This window comes from Paractinoplanes toevensis (assembly GCF_018332695.1).
In the GTDB taxonomy this organism is placed as follows: domain Bacteria; phylum Actinomycetota; class Actinomycetes; order Mycobacteriales; family Micromonosporaceae; genus Actinoplanes; species Actinoplanes toevensis.
The window spans coordinates 1-19147 of record NZ_BOQN01000146.1; the positions used below are offsets into that span (position 1 = coordinate 1).

At 69.9% G+C, this 19147-nt stretch carries 19 protein-coding genes; 10 read left to right on the forward strand and 9 right to left on the reverse strand.

The window, feature by feature from the left end:
* Window positions 1–229 precede the first annotated feature (229 nt).
* Window positions 230–1363: an ROK family transcriptional regulator gene (locus tag Ato02nite_RS46400; RefSeq protein WP_213013131.1), complete on the reverse strand. Its 1134-nt coding sequence runs from the start codon at window positions 1361–1363 to the stop codon at window positions 230–232.
* 103 nt (window positions 1364–1466) lie between these two features.
* Between Ato02nite_RS46400 and Ato02nite_RS46405 the strand changes: the two genes are divergently transcribed.
* The 4 genes from Ato02nite_RS46405 (at window position 1467) to Ato02nite_RS46420 (ending at window position 7190) form a co-directional block, all read left to right on the forward strand.
* Entirely contained in the window at window positions 1467–3563 is a 2097-nt protein-coding gene (locus Ato02nite_RS46405) for an alpha-galactosidase (protein WP_213013132.1), read from the forward strand.
* Between the two features lie 4 nt (window positions 3564–3567).
* Window positions 3568–4521, forward strand: coding sequence for an acetylxylan esterase (locus Ato02nite_RS46410; protein WP_213013133.1), 954 nt, complete (start codon window positions 3568–3570; stop codon window positions 4519–4521).
* Window positions 4521–6767, forward strand: a complete 2247-nt coding sequence (locus tag Ato02nite_RS46415) for a glycoside hydrolase family 95 protein (RefSeq protein WP_213013134.1) — start codon at window positions 4521–4523, stop codon at window positions 6765–6767. Before Ato02nite_RS46410 ends, Ato02nite_RS46415 begins: the two co-directional genes overlap by 1 nt.
* A 102-nt stretch (window positions 6768–6869) precedes the next feature.
* A complete protein-coding gene (locus Ato02nite_RS46420; RefSeq protein ID WP_246608148.1) occupies window positions 6870–7190 on the forward strand; it encodes a hypothetical protein in 321 nt (106 codons plus the stop codon).
* Here the strand turns inward: Ato02nite_RS46420 and Ato02nite_RS46425 are convergent.
* Window positions 7118–7963, reverse strand: a complete 846-nt coding sequence (locus tag Ato02nite_RS46425; RefSeq protein WP_246608153.1) for an ATP-grasp domain-containing protein — start codon at window positions 7961–7963, stop codon at window positions 7118–7120. The genes Ato02nite_RS46420 and Ato02nite_RS46425 overlap by 73 nt on opposite strands.
* The gene (locus Ato02nite_RS46430; protein WP_246608149.1) at window positions 7944–8915 is read right to left on the reverse strand and encodes a Vgb family protein; all 972 of its coding nucleotides are present in this window, start codon (window positions 8913–8915) and stop codon (window positions 7944–7946) included. Before Ato02nite_RS46430 ends, Ato02nite_RS46425 begins: the two co-directional genes overlap by 20 nt.
* Before the next feature lie 136 nt (window positions 8916–9051).
* Between Ato02nite_RS46430 and Ato02nite_RS46435 the strand changes: the two genes are divergently transcribed.
* Complete coding sequence (locus Ato02nite_RS46435) at window positions 9052–9432, forward strand: TIR domain-containing protein (protein ID WP_213013136.1); 381 nt, start codon at window positions 9052–9054, stop codon at window positions 9430–9432.
* Window positions 9433–9521: 89 nt separating this feature from the next.
* Window positions 9522–9881, forward strand: a complete 360-nt coding sequence (locus tag Ato02nite_RS46440; RefSeq protein WP_213013137.1) for a VOC family protein — start codon at window positions 9522–9524, stop codon at window positions 9879–9881.
* 85 nt (window positions 9882–9966) lie between these two features.
* Here Ato02nite_RS46440 and Ato02nite_RS46445 read toward each other — a convergent pair whose 3' ends face one another.
* A complete protein-coding gene (locus tag Ato02nite_RS46445; protein ID WP_213013138.1) occupies window positions 9967–10308 on the reverse strand; it encodes a hypothetical protein in 342 nt (113 codons plus the stop codon).
* A gap of 180 nt (window positions 10309–10488) precedes the next feature.
* On the opposite strand from Ato02nite_RS46445, the gene Ato02nite_RS46450 reads away from it, so the two are divergent.
* Genes Ato02nite_RS46450 through Ato02nite_RS46460 form a run of 3 tightly spaced genes read left to right on the forward strand, consistent with a single transcriptional unit; the run spans window position 10489 to window position 12102 of the window.
* The gene (locus Ato02nite_RS46450; protein WP_213013139.1) at window positions 10489–10935 is read left to right on the forward strand and encodes a nitroreductase family deazaflavin-dependent oxidoreductase; all 447 of its coding nucleotides are present in this window, start codon (window positions 10489–10491) and stop codon (window positions 10933–10935) included.
* A gap of 26 nt (window positions 10936–10961) precedes the next feature.
* Complete coding sequence (locus Ato02nite_RS46455) at window positions 10962–11399, forward strand: VOC family protein (protein ID WP_213013140.1); 438 nt, start codon at window positions 10962–10964, stop codon at window positions 11397–11399.
* Between the two features lie 22 nt (window positions 11400–11421).
* On the forward strand, window positions 11422–12102 hold the full coding sequence (locus Ato02nite_RS46460) for a nucleoside/nucleotide kinase family protein (protein WP_213013141.1): 681 nt from the start codon (window positions 11422–11424) through the stop codon (window positions 12100–12102).
* Here the strand turns inward: Ato02nite_RS46460 and Ato02nite_RS46465 are convergent.
* The 5 genes from Ato02nite_RS46465 to Ato02nite_RS46485 all read right to left on the reverse strand — a co-directional run bounded on the left by Ato02nite_RS46465 (window position 12074) and on the right by Ato02nite_RS46485 (window position 17945).
* Window positions 12074–13195, reverse strand: a complete 1122-nt coding sequence (locus tag Ato02nite_RS46465; protein WP_213013142.1) for a geranylgeranyl reductase family protein — start codon at window positions 13193–13195, stop codon at window positions 12074–12076. The genes Ato02nite_RS46460 and Ato02nite_RS46465 overlap by 29 nt on opposite strands.
* Before the next feature lie 71 nt (window positions 13196–13266).
* Window positions 13267–14274 (reverse strand): hypothetical protein, encoded by a 1008-nt coding sequence (locus tag Ato02nite_RS46470; protein ID WP_213013143.1) that lies wholly within the window; start codon window positions 14272–14274, stop codon window positions 13267–13269.
* Window positions 14275–14400: 126 nt separating this feature from the next.
* The gene (locus Ato02nite_RS46475) at window positions 14401–16056 is read right to left on the reverse strand and encodes a type 2 periplasmic-binding domain-containing protein (protein ID WP_246608150.1); all 1656 of its coding nucleotides are present in this window, start codon (window positions 16054–16056) and stop codon (window positions 14401–14403) included.
* A gap of 24 nt (window positions 16057–16080) precedes the next feature.
* Complete coding sequence (locus Ato02nite_RS46480; RefSeq protein WP_246608151.1) at window positions 16081–16911, reverse strand: carbohydrate ABC transporter permease; 831 nt, start codon at window positions 16909–16911, stop codon at window positions 16081–16083.
* 83 nt (window positions 16912–16994) lie between these two features.
* Entirely contained in the window at window positions 16995–17945 is a 951-nt protein-coding gene (locus Ato02nite_RS46485; RefSeq protein ID WP_213013145.1) for an ABC transporter permease, read from the reverse strand.
* 73 nt (window positions 17946–18018) lie between these two features.
* Between Ato02nite_RS46485 and Ato02nite_RS46490 the strand changes: the two genes are divergently transcribed.
* On the forward strand, window positions 18019–19140 hold the full coding sequence (locus Ato02nite_RS46490; protein WP_213013146.1) for an ROK family transcriptional regulator: 1122 nt from the start codon (window positions 18019–18021) through the stop codon (window positions 19138–19140).
* Window positions 19141–19147: the final 7 nt, after the last annotated feature.

Consider the following 19147-nt stretch of genomic DNA (forward strand, 5'->3'; position numbering starts at 1 on the left):
CTCTCGCGCAACGACCCACGCCCGCAGCCCCCGCGCGGCAACGCCTCGCGCTGCTCACCCACACGCGCCGCTCTGCCCGAAGGGCGTTTATAGGTATTCGCCCGGTCGGTGACGGGCCGATGCCACGTCTCGACACCCGGCACCGCAGATCTTGTGGAGTTGCCGCTCTGTCCGCATGCGGGAGGTCGATGGCTGGCGCCCGGGACTGTTCGTGCCGGCGGGCGGATCGTCAGGCGGCGACGAGGGCCTTGATGCTGACCGTGGCGGCGCCTCGCGCCCACTCCTCGAACGGCAGCGGGCGGATCGACAGCGGGCAGTCGGCGGCGGCGCCGAACGCCTGGCGCTGGAAGCTGGCCCGGATGTGCGGCTCGAACAGGTCGTAGGCGGCCAGGCCCTCGCCGGAGACGACGATCCGGGCCGGGCCGACCAGGTTGGCGACCGCGGCGATGCCCACGCCGATCGCCTCGCCGGCCCGGGCGAAGACGGCGCCGACGCGCTCGTCGCCGGCTCGCGCCGCGGCGACCGCGTCGTCGAACCTGAGGCCGGCCTCGCGGACTATGGCGTCGGTGCCGGCGACGGCCTCGACGCAGCCGCGGCTTCCGCAGTGGCAGGCCGGCCCGTTGACGTCGAAGCCGACGTGACCGATCTCGCCGGCCACGCCGCGCGAGCCGGAGACGAGCCGACCGTTGACGATCAGGCCGCAGCCGATGCCCGCGCCGACGGTCACGAGCGCGAACGACTCGGCGCCCACCCCCTCACCGAACCACTGCTCGGCGGTGGTGAGCGCCTTCACATCGTTCTCCACGGTGACGGTGAGGCCGGTCGCCTTCTCGGCCCGCTCGCGCAGGGGCACGTCGCGCCACCGCAGGAACGGCGAGTAACGCACCAGGCCGGTGGAGTGGTCGACGTCGCCGGAGACGGCCAGCCCGAGCCGGCGGGTGCGGGCCCGGTAGTCGCCGGGGCCGTCGAGCAGGTCGTCGACGAGCTCGCCGAGCTGGGTGACGACGTAGTCGACGTCGGCGACGGCCAGCCGCCGGTGGGCCGCGGCCCGGACCTCGGCGCGCAGGTCGCAGACCACGCCGATGAGCTCGTCGCCGGTAATCTTCACGCCGATGAAGAACTCACGGTCGGCCCGGACGGCGAGCGGGCTGGCCGGGCGCCCGGCGCCGGGCCCGGTGCGCTCGGTGGCGGCCAGTTCCTCCAGATAACCCATCTCGATGAGCGGGCGCGCCGCCTTGGTGACGGCGGCGGAGGACAGGTCGAGCCGGCGGGCGAGAGCGACGCGGCTGATCGGCCCCTCGGTCAACACGGCGGTGAACACGGCCGTCACCGCGGGAGCCATCGCCTCGGCGTCGGGAAACATGTAGGAAACCTAGTCTCAATAATTTCCTTCGTCAAGTATTGATTTCGGTGAGAAAGCGGCCCTACGCTCGCCGCGACCCGCACCGTCTTCGTTGAGGATCCCGATGCCCGACCTGCAGTTCGAGCCTGACCAGCGCCTCTGGCTGCTGCGCACCCCGTCGACGTCGTACGCCGTCCGCCTCGACGAGAACGACAATCCGCGGCACGTGCACTGGGGTGCGGCGCTGACCCTGGCGCAGGCGCGCGAACTGGCCGAGCGAACACCCGCGGCCGGCAGCAGCTTCGACACCGCGGGCGGGCCCGAGGAACTGGCCGTCGAGGGCGGTGCCCGCTTCGGGGCGGCCGGTCTCCAGCTGCGCTTCGCCGACGGCACCCGCGGCGTCGAGTGGCGGTACGCCGGCCACGACACCGGCGAGGGTCACCTGCGCGTCCACCTGGACGACCGGCACTACCCGCTGCGCGTCACCCTGCACTACCGGCTGCACGACGACAGCGACGTGATCGAGCGGTGGACCACCGTCGAGAACCGCGACCCCCGCGAGCCGATCATGGTGCAGCGGTGCGACAGCGCGGCGTGGACCCTGCCGTACCCCGGCAACCACCGGGTCAGCCACCTGGTCGGCGGCTGGAACAGCGAGTTCCAGCTGCGCCGGGCCGAGCTGCCCACCGCCGAGACGGTCTTCACCAGCCGGCGCGGCATGACCAGCCACCACGCCAACCCCTGGCTGGCCCTCGACGACGGCACGGCCGGCGAGGAGCACGGCGACGTGTGGAGCACCGCGCTGACCTGGAGCGGCAGCTGGCGGATCACCCTGCAGCGCGACCCGGCCGGCCGGACGACCTGGACCGGCGGCCACGGCCACGAGGGGCTCACCTGGTCGCTCGCGCCGGGCGAGACCCTCGAGACGCCGGTGTTCGCCGGGCTCTTCACGACCGGCGGGTTCGGGGCGGCCAGCCGCGCCTGGCACGACCACGTCCGGCGGCACGTGCTCACCCACCCCGGCGAGACGCGGCCGGTGCTCTACAACTCGTGGGAGGCGACCGGGTTCGACGTCGACGAGGCCGGCCAGACGGCCCTCGCCGCGCGGGCGGCCCGGCTCGGCGTCGAGCTGTTCGTGGTGGACGACGGCTGGTTCGGCGGCCGGGTCAGCGACCACGCCGGCCTGGGCGACTGGACCCCCAACCCGGACCGCTTCCCGGACGGCCTGCGGCCGCTCTCCGCCGAGGTGCACCGGCTCGGCATGCGGTTCGGCCTGTGGGTCGAGCCGGAGATGGTCAACCCGGACAGCGACCTCTACCGGGCGCACCCCGACTGGGTGCTGCACATGGCCCACCGCGACCGCACCGAGATGCGCCACCAGCTCGTGCTCAACCTCGCCCGGCCGGACACCGCCGCCTGGGCCCACGACTGGCTCGACCGGCTGGTGGACGAGAACGACATCGACTTCCTCAAGTGGGATGCCAACCGCCCGCTCACCGAGGCCGGATGGCCCGGCCACCCCGACCCGGATCGGGTGTGGATCGAGCAGACCCGGGCGGTCTACCAGATCATGGACCGGCTCCGGGCCAACCACCCGGCCCTGCGCATCGAGGCCTGCTCCGGCGGCGGCGGGCGAGCCGACCTGGGCATCCTCGCCCGCACCGACCAGGTCTGGACGTCCGACAACACCGATCCGGTCGACCGGATCGGCATCCAGCACGGCTTCAGCCAGCTCTTCCCGGCCCAGGTGATGGGCGCGTGGGTGACCGACAGCCCGAACGTGGCCACCGCCCGGAGGACCCCGCTGCGGTTCCGGTTCCACGTGGCCATGGCCGGTGCGCTGGGCATCGGCGGGGACCTCGCCAAGTGGACCGAGGACGAGCTGAAGGAGGCCACCGGGCTGATCGCCACCTACAAGCGCATCCGGCCCGCCGTCCAGCACGGCACGGCCTACCGGCTGGCCGGGGACGGCGCCCTGACCGCCGTCGGGTACGCGTACGAGGACCAGTTCGTGGTGCTCGCCTGGTGCCCGTCGCAACCGTTCGGCCACGCACCCGGCCCGCTGCGGCTGACCGCGCTCGACCCCGACGCCACCTACCGCGACCAGGACACCGGTGCGGTGCACTCCGGAGCCGTACTGCTGCGGTCCGGTCTGCCCCTCGCCCTGCCCGCCGGTGACCACGCCAGCGCCCTCGTCCACCTCGTCCGCATCGGGAGCTGACCCCATGGCCCTGTTCGACCTCCCCCTCGACCGCTTGCGCGAGTACCGTCCCGCGCTCGCCGAGCCGGCCGACTTCGACGCGTTCTGGCAGCGCACGCTGACCGCCGCTCGGCAGCACGACCTGGCGGCCGAGCTGACGCCGTACGACGCGCTGCTGCCCGGCGTACGCGTGTCCGATGTGCGGTTCAGCGGTTACGACGGCCAGCGGGTGGCCGCCTGGCTCATCGAGCCGGCCGCGGTTCAGAGACGGGCCTGCGTAGTGCAATTCATCGGGTACGGCGGTGGCCGCGGCCGCCCGCACGAGTGGCTCCTGTGGCCGGCCGCCGGTTACGCCGTACTCGTCGTGGACTCCCGCGGCCAGGGCGACGGCGACACCCCCGACCTGCCCGGCGATAGCACGCCGCACCACTCCGGCCTGCTCACCCGGGGTGTGCTCGACCCCGAGCAGTACTACTACCGCCGGTTGTTCACCGACGCGGTGCGGGCGGTGGACCTGGCGGCCACCCTCCCGGGCGTCGACCCGGACCGGATCGTGGTGGCCGGCGCGAGCCAGGGCGGCGGCATCGCGCAGGCGGTCGCGGGGCTGCACGACCGGGTTCGGGCCGCGCTGATCGACGTACCCTTCCTGACCCATTTCCGGCACGCCACCGAGATCACCGACTCGTACCCGTACCACGAATTGTCGGTTTTTTGTGCGACCAACCGTGACCGGACCGACCAGGTCTTCGACACACTGGGTTACTTCGACGGCGTGCACTTCGCCGCCCGCGCGACCGCGCCGGCGCTGTACTCCGTCGGGCTGATGGACGACGTCTGCCCACCGTCCACGGTGTACGCCGCCTTCAACCACTACGCCGGGCCGAAACAGATCGGGGTCTGGCCCTACAACCGGCACGAGGGCGGCGGGTCCTACCAGGCGCCGGTCCAGCTGCCCTGGCTCCGCGATCGGCTGGCCTGATGTCGTCCACCGAGCTCTTCTACGACAAGCCGGCGGAACGCTGGTTCGAGGCGCTGCCGATCGGCAACGGCCGGCTCGGCGGCATGGTCCACGGGGGTGTCGGCACCGAGATCATCCGGCTGTCCGAGTCGACCGCGTGGTCGGGCGCGCCTTCGGACAGTGACGTGAGTCCGACCGCGCTGCGTGAGTTGCCGGCCATCCGGCAGCTCCTGTTCGCCGGGCAGCACGCGCAGGCGCAGAAGCTGGCGGCGGAGCACCTCCCCGGCCACCCGACCTCGTTCGGCACCAACCTGCCCCTCCCCCGGCTGCGCCTCGACTTCGAAAGTTCCACAGCCCGGAACTACCGTCGCGCTCTCGATCTCGGCACCGGCATCGTCCGCGTCGATTTCGATCAGGACCAGACCCATTTCGTACGCGAGACCTTCGCGTCCCACCCGCACGGCGTGATCGCGATGCGCCTGTCCGCGGACCGCCCGGCCGCCGTGACCTGCACGGTCACCCTGGACGACACCATCCTGCCCGGCACGACCACCAGCACGGCGGACGGCCTGTTGTTCCGCGGCCAGGCCGTGGAAAGCCTGCACAGCGACGGCAAACAGGGCACCGCCGTCGAGATCCGCGTCCGGTTCGAGGTCGAGGGCGGCACGCTGCGGCGCGACGCCGACACGGTCACCATCACCGGCGCGGACGCGGTCGTGGCGCTGATCGGGGTCGGCACCGACTGGGCCGGCGCCGATCCGTCCGCCGATTTCGCGGTCGCCGCCTACGACGTGATGCGGGCCGCGCACATCGATGACCATCAGCGCCTGATGGGCCGGGTGTCACTCGACCTGGGCGAGCCCGTCGCGCTGCCCACCGACGTACGCCGGGAACGTCTCGCCCAGGGCCACCGCGACGACGACCTGATCGCCCTGTACTTCCAGTACGGCCGCTACCTCACCATCGCCGGCTCTCGCGAGGATTCGCCGCTGCCGCTGGCGTTGCAGGGCGTGTGGAACGACGGGTTCGCCAGCAGCATGGGCTGGTCCAACGACTTCCACCTGGACATCAACACCCAGCAGAACTACTGGGCCACCGAGTCCGGCAACCTCGCCGAGTGCCACGCCCCGCTGATCCGGTTCGTCCAGCGCCTCGCCTCATCCGGCCGCGGCACGGCCCGGCAGATGTACGGCGCGGACGGCTGGGTCGCGCACACCGTCACCAACGCCTGGGGCTACACCGCGCCCGGCAGCGGCATCGGCTGGGGCATGAACGTCACCGGCGGGGCCTGGATCGCCCTGCAACTGTGGGAGCACTACGAATACCACCTGGACGAGCGGTACCTCCGCGAGGAGGCGTACCCGGTCCTCCGCGAAGCCGCGCTGTTCATGCTGTCCTACCTGGTGCCCGAGCCGACCCACGGCTGGCTCGTGGCCGGCCCCGCCGAGTCACCGGAGAACTGGTACCTGGCACCGGACGGCACGCCCTGCTCGGTCGCGATGGGCACCACCGCCGACCGCGTCTTCGCCGAGGCGATCCTGCGCATCTGCGGCCGGGCCGCCACCATCCTCGGCGTCGACCCCGATCTGGTTGCCCAGGTCGAGACGGCCCGCAAGCAGCTGTCCCCGTTCCGGATCGGCCGGCACGGCCAGCTGCAGGAGTGGCTGGACGACTTCGACGAGGCGGATCCGGCCCACCGGCACACCGCCCACCTGTGTGCCCTGTTCCCGGAACGGCAGATCACCCCGCGCGGCACCCCTTCGCTGGCCAGGGCCGCCGAGGTCATCATCGAACGCCGGCAGCAGGCAGCCGGCTGGGAGCAGACCGAGTGGGGCGAGGCCAACTTCGCCGCCTTCTACGCCCGCCTGCTCAACGGCGACCAGGCGCTCACCCACCTAACCCGGTTGATCGCCGACGCCAGCGAGGCGAACCTGCTCAGCTACTCGGCCGGCGGCATCGCCGGAGCCCCCCAGAACATCTACTCCTTCGACGGCAACGCCGCCGCCACCGGGGCGATAGCCGAGATGCTGCTCCAGTCCGACGGCGAGGAGCTCGAACTGCTGCCCGCCCTGCCATCGGCCTGGCGCGACGGCTCGGTCCGGGGCCTGCGCGCCCGCGGCGGCTTCACCGTCGACCTGTCCTGGCAGGACGGCCGCCTGCACCGGGCCCGCATCCACGCCGCCCGGGCCACCAGCGCCCGCATCCGCTACCGGGACACCATCACCGACGCCACCTGGGAAGCGGCGGAGGAAATCACCATCCCCTAAGGCGGTTCCCCCGTCCGCACGCGGGTGGAATACCGGAGGCGATCAATGGCCCGGGCGGTCCACGCTGAACGCGACAACGGCAGAAGATCGGAGCTGATCCACATGCGAAGCCAACTGCTCACGGCCCGCGCAGCGGCCCTGTTCGCCAGCGACCTGCCCGCCGGTTCCCGGCCCAGCCCGCAGACAGTCGACGAGGCCATCGCCGGAGCCGTCCGGCGATGCGGCGGCACGCGCGGCTGCGTGGCCCACATGGCCGCCGCCTACGGCGACTACCCGGAGACGGCGGCCGCACGAATGCGCTGGGCCCGCGGCGTCGTACAGCACTCGGAGCGTGACCCGTCGACCCGCGCCTACCACCCCTCCTGGAGCAGTGCGTTGATCAGCTCCTCGGGCGGGGTACTGGCGGGGCGGTCGCTGACCTGACCGTCGCCGAGTTCGACGACTCGCCATGTCCCGTCGGAGCGCCGGGCGAGGTCGACGGTGGCGAAGGGCAGCGCCAGGGCAGCCATGGCCGGCCGCAGCTTGTCCAGGTCGAGGTCTTCCGGTGGCAGCTCGTGCGGGGTGTCCGGGTGGGCGGTGACCAGGCGGCAGGTGCCGTTGATCCACCAGCTTCGCGCCTCGGCACCGGTGAACGCTTCGTAACGGCGGACCACGACCCCGCCGACCAGGTCGTCTCCGCGCAGCTGCACCATCCGTTCGGCGACCGACCAGGCCCGGGCGGCGTCGGCGAGGTCCGGGATGTAGGCGGCTTCGTGCCAGTAGTGCTTCATCGATTTGCTGTAGTCGCGTAGCACGGCCGGGCCGGACCCCAGCTCCGCCCGGACGATCTCGAAGTCGCGCTGGTCGGTGCCGGTGGTCCACAGCGACGTCGGAGTGAACCCGGACAACGCGTCGTACCAGCCCGGAAGTTCGTGAGCACGGCGGTACTGTCCGGCGTCGGTGCGCAGCCGGACACCACGGGCCGCCAGCGCGGTGTCGAGTTCGGCGTACCGGCCGCCGGCGAGCATCCACCCGCGGTAGACCGCCGTCGTGTCGCCCGGCACCCGGGCCACCGCCTCGGCGGCATCACCGCGGGCCGCGGCGTCGTGGTCGATCAGAGCGACCGGGCAGCCCGCCGCGCGAGCGGCGTCCGCCTCGCCGACGAAGTGGCCATCCACGCGGCGCGGCCGCAACACATCAGCCGGAAAGAGAAGCATCACGTCCCGGATTCTCGCCGCCCCGACCCGGCCCGTCATGCCGATTTCCGCCACGTCCCCGTTGACTTAGGCGGGCGGCCGTGCCGGTTTCCAGGGCCGCCCAGACGGTCCCGTCCGGGGCGACCGCAATTCCGTGCGGTTCGGAGGCCGGGGTGGGCAGGTCGTAATGGCGAAAGTCGCCGTGGGGCCCGATGTGTCCGACGCGGTTGGCGGCCCACTCGGTGAACCAGCAACCGCCCGCCGGGTCGGCGACGATCGCGTGGGGTTTGGCCGTCCGGTCCGGCAGCGGAAACTCCTGGATCTTGCCGTCCGGCGTGATCCGGCCGACCTGCCCGGCGATGATCTCCACAAACCAGAGTGCCCGGTCGGTGCCGGCCGTGATGCCGACCGGTCCGGCGCCGGCGGTGGGCAGATCGTGAAGAGTGACGGTGCCGTCGAGGTCGATCCGACCGATCGCGCCGGCCTGGTTCAGCGTGAACCACATCGCCCCGTCCGGGCCCGCCGTGATCATCGACGGAAAGGCGCCCCGGACCGGCAGCACGAACTCGGTGAACACGCCGTCAACGGTGACCCGGCCGACGATGTCGGTGTTCATCTCGGTGAACCACAGTGCGCCGTCCGGGCCGGCCGCGATGCCGAACGGTCCGCTCTCCGGCGTAGGCGTGGCAAACGACGTGCTGGTGCCGTCCATCGCGATACGGCCGATCCGGTGATCCCGGTTGCGGGTGAACCACATCGCCCCATCGGGACCGGGCGTGATGACGGAGGGGCCGCAACCAGCCGAGTCCAACCGGTAGGTAGTGACTTCGCCACCGGGCCGGAGGCGGCTGATGTGCCCGCTGTGCACCAGGGTGAACCACAGCGCCCCGTCGGGGCCGGCGGCGACGCCGTACGGACCGGCACCCTGGCCGGTCACCGGAAACTCGCTGATCAGGCGGTGTTCATCAGCCATCGGGCCCTCCTCCGCAGCCGACGACACCATCGCCCGCCGATCAGTCACCACGCAATCGAAATATCCGAGGGCGGCCAACGCACACGGACGGCCGTTTCCCGGATTGACCAACCTTCCGAAACTGCCCATGATCAACGTGGGTGCTTTCGTTCCGGGGCTCTTCCTCGGTAGCGGGTTGTTCCTGGCGAGCCCGGACGCGGCAGTCCGGCGCGGCCACGATCTCGCCGGTGACGTATACACCGCCGACCGTCGTTACGAACTGAGGGTGTTCCACTGGGACTTCGGGCCCGGGCAGGACGAATGGCAGGTCTTGGTGGAGCGCCGGGGCCCTCTGCGTTTCGTGGCCGTCGACGCCGGCTGCGTCAGTGCCACCGTCACCTCTTATCGGAGCGTCGACGCGTTCGAGCCGGGACACGCGCGCCTCACCACCGACACCGGCGTGATCGACATCAGGTTCGACGCGCAGACCATGCACGTCACCGATCCGATACCCGGCGAACTCTGCCCCGGCGACTGATCGGACCATCACCTCGCATGTCCGTCGGGTTTGGTGGTCTCGGCCGCTGATCGGTGCCGGCCACCGTGATCGTCGATATCCTGGCCGGCATGGCCATCGCCCGGTTGCCCCTTGTCGCCATCGACTGTCCCGATCCCGAGACGCTCGCCGCGTTCTACGGTGCGTTGCTGGATGGAAAGGTCGACGTCGTGTCGGCCGAGCGGGCGTCGGTCTGCCCGGAGGGCGGCCAGTACATCGTCTTCCATCGCGTTGCCGACTACACGCCACCGACGTGGCCGACCCAGGAACGGCCCAAGCAGATGCACCTCGACATGCTCGTCGACGACCTCGACACCGCCGAGGCGGCAGCGATCAGCCTCGGTGCGACCAAACATCCGGACCAGCCCGGCACGTCCTACCGGGTTTTCCTGGACCCGGCAGGTCACCCCTTCTGCCTATGTCTGGGGTGATCCATCGGCAGTCGAGCTCGCCGGACGGACCCGGAGCGCGGCCACCGACCGTCACGGCCCGCACGCTCGACCGGCGGCAAATCCGTCAACCCGTCGGTGATTTGCCGTCGAGTATTCGAGTGCGCCGCGTCTCGTAATCGTGGGCGGAGATGACGCCCAGACCGGGGCAGGAACCCTGGTCGTCGCAACTGAATCCGACAGCGAAACTGACGACCGCGTCCTCGAGCCCGACCCAGGTGACCAGGACATGCTGTGGCATGGGCTCGGAAATCACGCCGGGGTGTCCGCGCCATAGGCGATCGCACCGAGGTTCGGCATCTCCGGCGTGGACCAGCGTGACATCGGGGCCGCTCTCCGTGGGACCGAGGTACTCCACGAAGAGCCCGGCGGACAGTTGGGAAATGTCCAGGAAGTCAGGCTCGGCCACCACCAGAGGCTACTTGACCGATCTTGCGGGCTGGCGCGATCCGGTGACCGGCACGTGTCCGGCCGGTGATCCTCGCCGACACGATCGACGAGACCTCTGGAGCGTACGAACCAGGATGTCGAGATCGGCGCTACAGCTTCGTTCCACAGGTAAAGCGCGACATACAGAAGGAGAACAGAGATGGCTGTTGCCGCTGATCTTGACCGTGCCACCGACTCGCAGTGGGATTGGGTTGCCGAACAGACCAGGGCCTACCTCGCGTCGGGTGGCACCGAGGGACACGAGAACAACGGGCTCCACCTGCTCCTGCTGGCCACAACCGGGCGAGTTACCGGGCAGCCGCGGCGCACGTGCCTGATCTACGGCACGTCGGGCGACGACTTCGTGGTCGTCGCGTCCAAAGGCGGCGCTGACGAAGACCCCGACTGGTTCCGGAACCTGGACGCCGACCCCAGCGTCGGCGTCCAGGCCGGAACCCGTCGCGTCACCTGCCGGGCCCGTACGGCGTCCCCAGCCGAACGAGATGCCCTCTGGCCGCAGATGGTACGAATCTTCCCGCTGTACGAGGAGTACGCCCGCAAGACCGACCGTCAGATCCCGGTCGTACTACTGACGCCTCAAGCCTGATAGGCCACAACCGGAGAGTGGGAACCATGCCCATCAAGTTCGAAAACGTCGGCATCACTGTCAGCGACCTCGAAGCGGCGATCGCCTTCTTCACCGATCTCGGGCTGAGCGTTCTCGGCCGCGACACGATCAGTGGCGAGTGGGCCGATACCGCTGTCGGCCTCGACGGCAACCACGCCAAGATCGCCGTGCTCCAGACGCCGGACGGCCGGGGTTGCCTGGAGCTTTTCGAGTACCTCCATCCCGACGCGATCCAGACGAACCCCACCCAGCCCAACGAGATCGGGATGCACCGCGTGGCTTTCTCGGTGGACGACATCGCCGAGGCCGTCGAGATCGCGGCGAGACACGGCTTTCACCCGCTGCGCGGCGTGGCGACGTACGGCGATGTCTACCAGCTCACCTATGTCCGCGGCCCTAGCGGCATCCTGGTGATGTTCGCCCAAGAGCTGAACAAGAAGTGACACGCGAACAACGGGGCGGGACATGGACCGAGACACGCGCGGCGAGATGCTCGGGCGCCTGGCTGCGGCAGTCGGATCCGTCACCGTCGCACACCCGGCTCGGGTTGCCGTCGACGGGCCGCCCGCCGCCGGCAAAACCACCCTCGCCGACGAGCTGGCCGTCCTCCTGCGGGCGCAGGGCCGCCACGTCATCCGCGCGTCGATCGACGACTTCCTTTTTCCCCGGGCGCAACGTTATCCGCGCGGCGAGTACTCGGCCGAAGGCTGCTACTTCGACGCCCACGACCACGAAGCCCTCAACCGGGTTCTGCTCGATCCGCTGGGCCCGGGCGGAGATCGACGCTTCCAGGCCGCCGTCTACGACCGCGCCGCGGACACCGCTTCATCCCCACCGGCCGCGACCGCCCCGGCTGACGCCGTGCTTGTCTTCGACGGCGTCTTCCTCATGCGTCCGGAGCTGATCGGTCGGTGGGATCTGCGCCTCTTCGTGTCGACCGCGCTCGAGAAGACAGTGGAACGCGCCGTGATCCGGGAGCGCCGGGTGTCCTCCCGAATTGAGGTCGAGCGGCGCTGGCGCGAGCGTTACCTCCCTGCCCAGCGGCTCTACTTCGCCGCGGTCCGCCCGACCGAGCACGCCGACATCATCGTGTACAACGACGATCCCACCCAGCCGGTCATTCAGGCCGGACCAGCCCGGCGGTGATGTGGCCGACCGTGCGGAGGTCCAGCAGGCCGTCTTCAAGGCCCAGCTCCACCACCCGGTCGAAGACTCGGCCGTCGCGGGCGGCCGCCCGCATCGCGGCGTCCACCACCGAGGGCCGGCGGGTCAGCCAGGCCGCGAGGCCGGAGTGCCGCAGGTGCCGGCCGAGCCTTCGGCGCAGGGCGTCGCGGTAGCGCTCGGCCACCCGCGACGGTCCGCCGGCCGCCGCCGCTCCGGCGAGGGCCCCGGACAGCACGGCGTAGAAGATGCCCTCGCCGGTGAAGGGATTGATCAGGGAGAGTGCGTCGCCGGCCAGCAGCGTGCGGCCGCGGCCCGGCGGCGGCCGCCGGGTGGACAACGGCAGGTGGTGGGCGCGCAGGCCGGTCGGCTCGCCGCCGGCCAGGAGATCGTTCATCCTTTCCAGCAGGTACGCCCGGGAGAGCGGCTCGCCGCGCAACACCTCGCCGTACCCGACGTTGGCGGTGCCGTCACCGATCGGGAAGGTCCAGGCGTACGCGGGCCAGCGCTGCTCGGTGGTGACGATGATCTGTTCGTCGAGGTTCGCGGTCGGCGCATAGCCGCGGATCGCCACGGCCAGGTGGCCGGGCGGGTTGGCCGGGTGGCCGAGGGCGCGCCGCACCACCGATCCGGCGCCGTCCGCTCCGATCAGCACGGCCGCCTCGAATCGGCCGTCGATGACCACCGGACCCGCACCCTCGTCGTGGATCACCCGCACGGTGTGCCGGCGAAGGTCGGCGCCGGCCGCGACGGCCGCCCGGACGAGCCGCTGGTCGAAGACCCGCCTTGGCACGGTGTGGGCCGGCCGGGGCAGCGGCCGGGCGACCGTCGACCCGCCCGGCCCGACCAGCCGCACCCGGCCGATCGGCGGGTAGCCGTCGGTCACGCCGTGCACGCCGAGCGCCTCCAGCACGGTGACGGCCGCGGCAGCCACACCGTCCCCGCACGGCTTGTCGCGGGGAAAGTCGGACCGGTCGAGCAACAGGACCCGGGCGCCGGCCCGGCACGCGGCGATCGCGGCCGCGGACCCGGCCGGCCCCGCGCCCACGACGGCGACGTCAAACCGGTCGACCGACATCGCCGAAACATACCCGGCTCCGGCCGGCAGCGACGGCCAGGCACCCCGCCGGGTGCCTGGCCGTTGGTTGCTCAGATGTCAGCGTCGGCCCACGCGTCGGTGGCCGCCTGCGCGTACACGATCAGGTCGTTCCACCATGCGCTCCGCTCGGCGGCGCCGGTGGCCTCGGACAACCACTGAGCGCGTACCCCCGGAAGGTTGGCGACCGCGGCCGGGAGGCTGGTCGTCTGCAGGATGCGCGTCCAGGCGTCGGCCCGGGCCCGGGCGAACTGCTCCAGCCCGGCCCAGCCCGTCGGGTTCCGGCCGCACCGGGTCAGCAGGTTCCTCCACCCCTGGATGGCGGCGGCGGGGCTCGCGGTTCCGGCCTGAGCCGCCTGCTCGGCGGCGGCGGCCGAAACTGCGGCGACCCGCGCGTCGCGCCAGCGCGTCCATTCGTCCGCGACGTACTGCGCTCGGAAGGTGTCCGCGTCGATCCCGGCCGCGCTGAGCCAGCCGTAGCGCACGAGCTCCGCCACCTCGGCGTCGGTCTCCGCGTACGCGGCCCGATCCTGCACCGTCGCACCCGTACCAGCGATGACCAGGAGCCGCACGAAGTTACGATCGGCCTGGGTCACCTGCGCCGCGCCGTCGTCGTACGGAACCTTGGCGTTGTCGTTCGCCAGCGCCGCCGCATATCCCGTGCTGGAGTAGGCGGCCAGCTCCGCGTCGGTGCCGTTCGCCGCGCGCTGGGCGGTCGCGTTCACCCAGGGGTAGAACTGGGCCGGATGGGTGCTCGCCATCCGGTTGGCATAGTCGAGCTGCCGCGCCCGGTTCCGCGCCGCCAGGTCCACCGCGGACGTGTAACCCGAGGTGAGGAAGGCCGTGGCGGTGTCGCCGAGCAGCGCCGACCGCGCCACCGACCGGACCGTCGCCCGCGGGTCGTGGACCGACAGCCAGCGGACGAAATCGCGGTCTGCCTCGGCCGGGTCGGCCACCAGGTTCGGCGCCGCCGGCAGGTCCGCGGCCAGCGCCGGGGCCGGAGCCGCCAGAGCGCCCACCCCGACCGCGGCCACCGCCAGAAAAACGTCTCTTCGCTTCACAAGCATCTCCCCGTGAGATTCGTGCAGGTCTCCGCCGCGTTCATGAACATCGATGCGGCGGCCCGCCATTGAAACACACCGGGGACCGCGCCCAGCCGGCCGTCGCCGGCCGGCTGGGCGTCATCGCTACTTGGCCGACTTGTACTTGTCGTACGCCTGCTGGTTGAGCTCCAGGTAGCGCTTCATGCCGATGCCGTCCAGGCCCTGCACGAAGGCGTCCCAGCCGGTGTCGATGTTCTTCGTGCCGGTGATGAAGGCCAGCTCGCCCTGGCTCACGTAGCTGTCGAGGTTGGTCTTCAGGGTGGCCATCTCGGAGACGGTGGCCGGGTCGGCCCAGATCGCGGCCTCCGGGAAGACCTGGGCCTTGTCCACGTGCGGCTCGTACTGCTGGGTCGCCTGGAACAGGCGCCGTTCGAGGCCGGTCTCGGAGTAGATGTCCTCCGGCACGGCCTGCGCGTTGCGCAGCGCCAACGTCATGTTGTACTGCCCCAGCGAGTTCCACGAGGTGTTCTTCGGGACGTTCGCGCTGAGCAGCGGCTTCCAGGTCGGCTGCACCTTGTTGTCGAGGGCGACGTCGCCGGCCTTCGGCTTCTCCCAGCCCACGCCCTCGGGGCCGGCGTTGACGATGATCTGGCCCTCGTCGGTGTAGATGTAGTCGAGCATCTTGAGGGCGGCGATCCGCGCCTCCTTGCTGGACTTGTTGGTCAGCATGAAGGTGTAGCCGATCGAGGTCGGGTTGTTGTAACCGGTGTAGCTCTTGCCGGCCGGCCCGGTCAGCGGCGGCACCGCGTCGTACTGCTTGTCCCGGCCGTCCTTGGAGCCGAGCTGGACGAAGATGCCGGGCCACAGCACCGGAACGGAGCCGAGCTGCACCGCCGCCGGGTTGTTCCCGATGGCCTGCAGGGCCTCGGCGTTCTGGGTGAACGAGCCCTGGTCGATCAGGCCGTCCTTGTAGAGCGAGTTGATGTACTTGAGGCCTTCCCGCCACTCGGGGGTGTCGACCGGGGTGGTCACCTTGTCACCGTTGAGCGACAGCAGCGACGGCACGCCGTTGTTGGCACCGTAGGGGGCGTAGGTGAACGCGCTCATCAGGTAACCGATGAGCGTGCTGTCCCCGGTGTCGGTGGTCATCGGGATCTCGTCGGCCTTGCCGTTGCCGTTCGGGTCCTGGGTCTTGAACGCCTTCAGGACCGTACGCAGATCCTCGGTGGTCTTCGGCACCTGCAGGTTCAGCTTCTTCAGCCAGGTGGAGTTGAGCCAGAGCTTGTCGGGGTAGGTGCAGTGGTAGCAGTCGGACCACTGCGGCAGGGCGTAGATGTGCCCGTCCGGTGCGGTCGACATCGCCTTGAGCATGGCGTTGGAGTCGAGCGCCTTCTGCAGGTTGGGCGCGTACTCCTTGATCAGGTCTTCCAGCGGGACCGCGACGCCCTGCTGGCCGAGCTTCTGGACGTCGGTCTTGGTGAACGCGTCGACCCAGGGAATGAGCAGGAACATGTCCGGGTAATCGCCGCTGGAGATCGCGATCTGCCGCTTCTCCTTGGCGGGCCCGGCGTCGTACGTCGTGGTCTGGAACTGGAATTTGATCTTGAATTTGTCGCTGAGCAGCGTGGTTATCGCGTTGGTGTCGAGTTTCGTGTCGGGGTCGGCGGGCGCCAGGGCCGAGATGATGACCTTGTCGCCGTCCATCTTCGCCTCGGGGGCGTTGTCCTTGCTGCCGGAGCAGCCGGCGGCCAGCAGGGCCGCGATCGCGGCGATTCCGAGAAGGGGGGAATTCAGTTTCATGGGGGTTCCGTTCGTTAGTTTCCGTCAGCCCTTGACCGCACCCACCATCACGCCCTTGGTGAAATGGCGCGCGACGAATGGGTAGATAGCCAGAACGGGCACGCTCGAGACGACGATGAGCGCATATTTGAGGACGTTGGCCAACTGCAACTGGTGCATCTGCTGGGCCAGGTCGACGGCGCCCGTTCGGCTCTTGTCGAGAATGAGCATGTTGCGCAGCACGATCTGCAACGGATACAGATCGGGATCCTTGAGATAGACCAGAGCGTCGAAATAGGTGTTCCACTGATAAATCGTGTACATCAATGCCAGAACGGCCAGCAGCGGTTTGGACAGCGGCAGTACCACCGACCGCAGCACCCGCAACTCGCTCGCCCCGTCGAGCATCGCCGCCTCGTAGAGTTCGTCCGGGATCGAGTTGGCGAAGAACGTGCGGGCGATGATCACCTGCCAGACGCCGATCGCATTGGGAATCAGCAGCGCCCAGCGGGTGTCCAGCATCCCGAGGTCGTGCACCACCATGTAGGTCGGAATGAGGCCGCCCGAGAACAGCATGGTGAAGATGAGCAGTGTCATCAGCACATTGCGCCCGTAGAACGTCTTCCGGGACAACGGGTACGCGATGGCCACCGTCAGCGTGACACTGATCGTCGTGCCGGCGATGGCGTAGATCAACGAGTTGTAATACCCCCGCAGAACCTCCGAGTTGCTCAGGGCCGAGCGGTAGGCCTCCACCGAGAAGTCGACCGGCCAGAAGCCGACCTGGCCCGCATTGACCGCCTCCGGGCTGCTGAACGAGCTGGCCACGATGTAGATCAGCGGCATCAGCACCAGGATCAGCGCCACCACCAGCATGATCTTGACAATGATCAGGAAGACGCGATCGCCGAACGGTTCCCGAATCTTCGGCACGGTGGGACGAGCAAGCCGCATTGAAGTCATCGCCACAATCCGTTTCCAGTGATCCGCTTCGCGACGAAGTTGACCGTCAGCAGCAGGCAGAGATTGACCACCGAGTTGAACAGGCCCACGGCGGTGGCCATGCTGAAGTCCGCGTTGATCAGGCCGGTCTTGTAGACGTACGTCGGGATGATTTCCGATTGTGCGAGGTTGAGGTTGTTCTGCAGCAGATAGGCCTTCTCGAAGCCGATCGCCATCATGTTTCCGGCGCCCAGAATCAGCATGATCACGGCGGTCGGCATGATTCCCGGCAGATCGACGTGCCGGATCCGCTGCAGCCGGCTCGCCCCGTCGATCTTGGCCGATTCGTGCAGCGCGGGATCGATGCCGGCCAGTGCGGCCAGGTAGATGACGGCCGAATATCCGGCGGTCTGCCAGACGTCCGTCCACACGTAGATGTGCCGGAAGTACTGCGGATCGCCGAGGAAGTTGATCGGGCTGACCCCGAGCTGGGTGAGCCCGTCGTTCACGATGCCGATCCGGGGCGAGAGCACCAGGATCGTGATCGAGACGACGACCACGGTCGAGATGAAGTAGGGCGCGTAGGTGACCAGCTGAACCGTGCGTTTGAACCAGCCGTTACGGATCTCGTTCAGCGCGAGGGCCAGCAGGAGCGGCACCGGGAAACTGGCCAGGAGCAGGTAGAACGCCAGGATCAGGGTGTTCTTCAGCAGCGTCCCGAAGACCGGATTGTTGAACAGGGCCTCGAAGTTGCGCAGGCCCACCCACTGGCTGCCCCACGGGCCCAGCACCGGACTGTAGTCCTTGAACGCGATCACGTTGAAGGACATCGGGATGTATTTGAAGACGACGAAATAGGCCAGCGGCACGCTTGCCAGCAGGTACAGCTGCCAGTGCAACCGCCAGGACCGCTGCGCCTGGGACCAGCGGCTGCGTCGAGGCGCTCGCGCGCCGATCTGGGGAAACATGGCCGAAACGTAGGCTCAATAATTTCCTTCGTCAAGTATTGATTTCCGTAACGGGCTGGCCTACGTTTCGGCCATGTTGCCTGAGGCCGAATCCGTCGCACCGGCGATGACCGCTGTGCTGACGGCCGTGCTGACCGAGGGTCCGCTCAGTCGCGTCGCCCTCGCCCGCCGGCTCGGCCTGTCCCAGGCCGCGGTCACCAAGGCGGTCCGGCCCCTTATCGAGCAGGGCTACCTGCGGGAACTCGCCGCGACCGAGCGGTCCGGCCCCGGCGCGGGACGGCCGGCCAGCCCGCTGGCCATCCGGGCCGGCCGGGAGTTCTTCGTCGGCGTGAAGATCACGGCGGACGAGCTGATCGGCGTGCTCTGCGACCTCGGCGCGCAGGTGCGGAAATCGATCCATCGGCCGCTGCTGGGCAACGACGTCGACTACGTCCTCACCGAGCTCGGCCACCTCGTCGACGACCTGATCGATGACCGCACCCGCACCCGGCGGCTGGGCCTGGCCGTCTCCGGCGACGTCGATCGCGCCACCGGCCTGGTCCGGTACTCACCGTTCCTGCACTGGCACGACGTGCCGCTGCGGGAACGCGCCGAGAAGGCCACCGGGCTGACCGTCACGGTCGAGAACGACGTGAAGGCGCTGACCATCGCCGAGCACTGGTTCGGCGAGGGCGTCGGCGCTGAGTCCTTCGCCCTGGTCACCGTGGGCACCGGCATCGGCTGCGGCCTGGTCGTCAACGGCCGGCTGGTGTCCGGCTCGCACGGCGTGGCCGGCGAGATCGGCCACATCGGCGTCGACGTGAACGGTCCCGTCTGCCACTGCGGCGGGCGCGGTTGCGTGGAGGCCATCGCCGGCACCGACGCCATCGTCCGCCGGTCCGGGCTCAACTTCGATGATGCAGTCGCCGCGGCGCGCGCCGGTGACGTACGCGCCGGTGCGGTTTTCGCCGCGGCCGGCGAGGCGATCGGCTGCGGCATCGCCGCGGTCGCCAACCTGGTCGGCCCGGCCCACATCGTCGTCTCCGGCGAGGGACTGGCCGCCTACGACCTGTTCGAGACGCACATCCGCACCGGCTTCGAGCGCCAGGCCTTCGGCGCCGCCGCCCAATGCCCGCTGTCCGTGCGGCCACTGCCCTTCGAGGAGTGGGCGCGCGGCGCCGCCACCGTCAGCATCCAGGCTTTCGTCGCTTCCTGAGATCCCC

What these genes read in the sequence shown, in the direction of transcription:
- Ato02nite_RS46480 (WP_246608151.1), bottom strand. Translation starts at nt 16,911, where the DNA reads ATGCTGGTGGTGGCGCTGATCCTGGTGCTGATGCCGCTGATCTACATC.
- Ato02nite_RS46460 (WP_213013141.1), top strand. Translation starts at nt 11,422, where the DNA reads ATGGACCGAGACACGCGCGGCGAGATGCTCGGGCGCCTGGCTGCGGCA.
- Ato02nite_RS46405 (WP_213013132.1), top strand. Translation starts at nt 1,467, where the DNA reads ATGCCCGACCTGCAGTTCGAGCCTGACCAGCGCCTCTGGCTGCTGCGC.
- Ato02nite_RS46400 (WP_213013131.1), bottom strand. Translation starts at nt 1,363, where the DNA reads ATGTTTCCCGACGCCGAGGCGATGGCTCCCGCGGTGACGGCCGTGTTC.
- Ato02nite_RS46455 (WP_213013140.1), top strand. Translation starts at nt 10,962, where the DNA reads ATGCCCATCAAGTTCGAAAACGTCGGCATCACTGTCAGCGACCTCGAA.
- Ato02nite_RS46490 (WP_213013146.1), top strand. Translation starts at nt 18,019, where the DNA reads ATGTTGCCTGAGGCCGAATCCGTCGCACCGGCGATGACCGCTGTGCTG.
- Ato02nite_RS46450 (WP_213013139.1), top strand. Translation starts at nt 10,489, where the DNA reads ATGGCTGTTGCCGCTGATCTTGACCGTGCCACCGACTCGCAGTGGGAT.
- Ato02nite_RS46410 (WP_213013133.1), top strand. Translation starts at nt 3,568, where the DNA reads ATGGCCCTGTTCGACCTCCCCCTCGACCGCTTGCGCGAGTACCGTCCC.
- Ato02nite_RS46465 (WP_213013142.1), bottom strand. Translation starts at nt 13,195, where the DNA reads ATGTCGGTCGACCGGTTTGACGTCGCCGTCGTGGGCGCGGGGCCGGCC.
- Ato02nite_RS46475 (WP_246608150.1), bottom strand. Translation starts at nt 16,056, where the DNA reads ATGAAACTGAATTCCCCCCTTCTCGGAATCGCCGCGATCGCGGCCCTG.
- Ato02nite_RS46415 (WP_213013134.1), top strand. Translation starts at nt 4,521, where the DNA reads ATGTCGTCCACCGAGCTCTTCTACGACAAGCCGGCGGAACGCTGGTTC.
- Ato02nite_RS46430 (WP_246608149.1), bottom strand. Translation starts at nt 8,915, where the DNA reads ATGGCTGATGAACACCGCCTGATCAGCGAGTTTCCGGTGACCGGCCAG.
- Ato02nite_RS46425 (WP_246608153.1), bottom strand. Translation starts at nt 7,963, where the DNA reads ATGCTTCTCTTTCCGGCTGATGTGTTGCGGCCGCGCCGCGTGGATGGC.
- Ato02nite_RS46420 (WP_246608148.1), top strand. Translation starts at nt 6,870, where the DNA reads ATGCGAAGCCAACTGCTCACGGCCCGCGCAGCGGCCCTGTTCGCCAGC.
- Ato02nite_RS46485 (WP_213013145.1), bottom strand. Translation starts at nt 17,945, where the DNA reads ATGTTTCCCCAGATCGGCGCGCGAGCGCCTCGACGCAGCCGCTGGTCC.
- Ato02nite_RS46440 (WP_213013137.1), top strand. Translation starts at nt 9,522, where the DNA reads ATGGCCATCGCCCGGTTGCCCCTTGTCGCCATCGACTGTCCCGATCCC.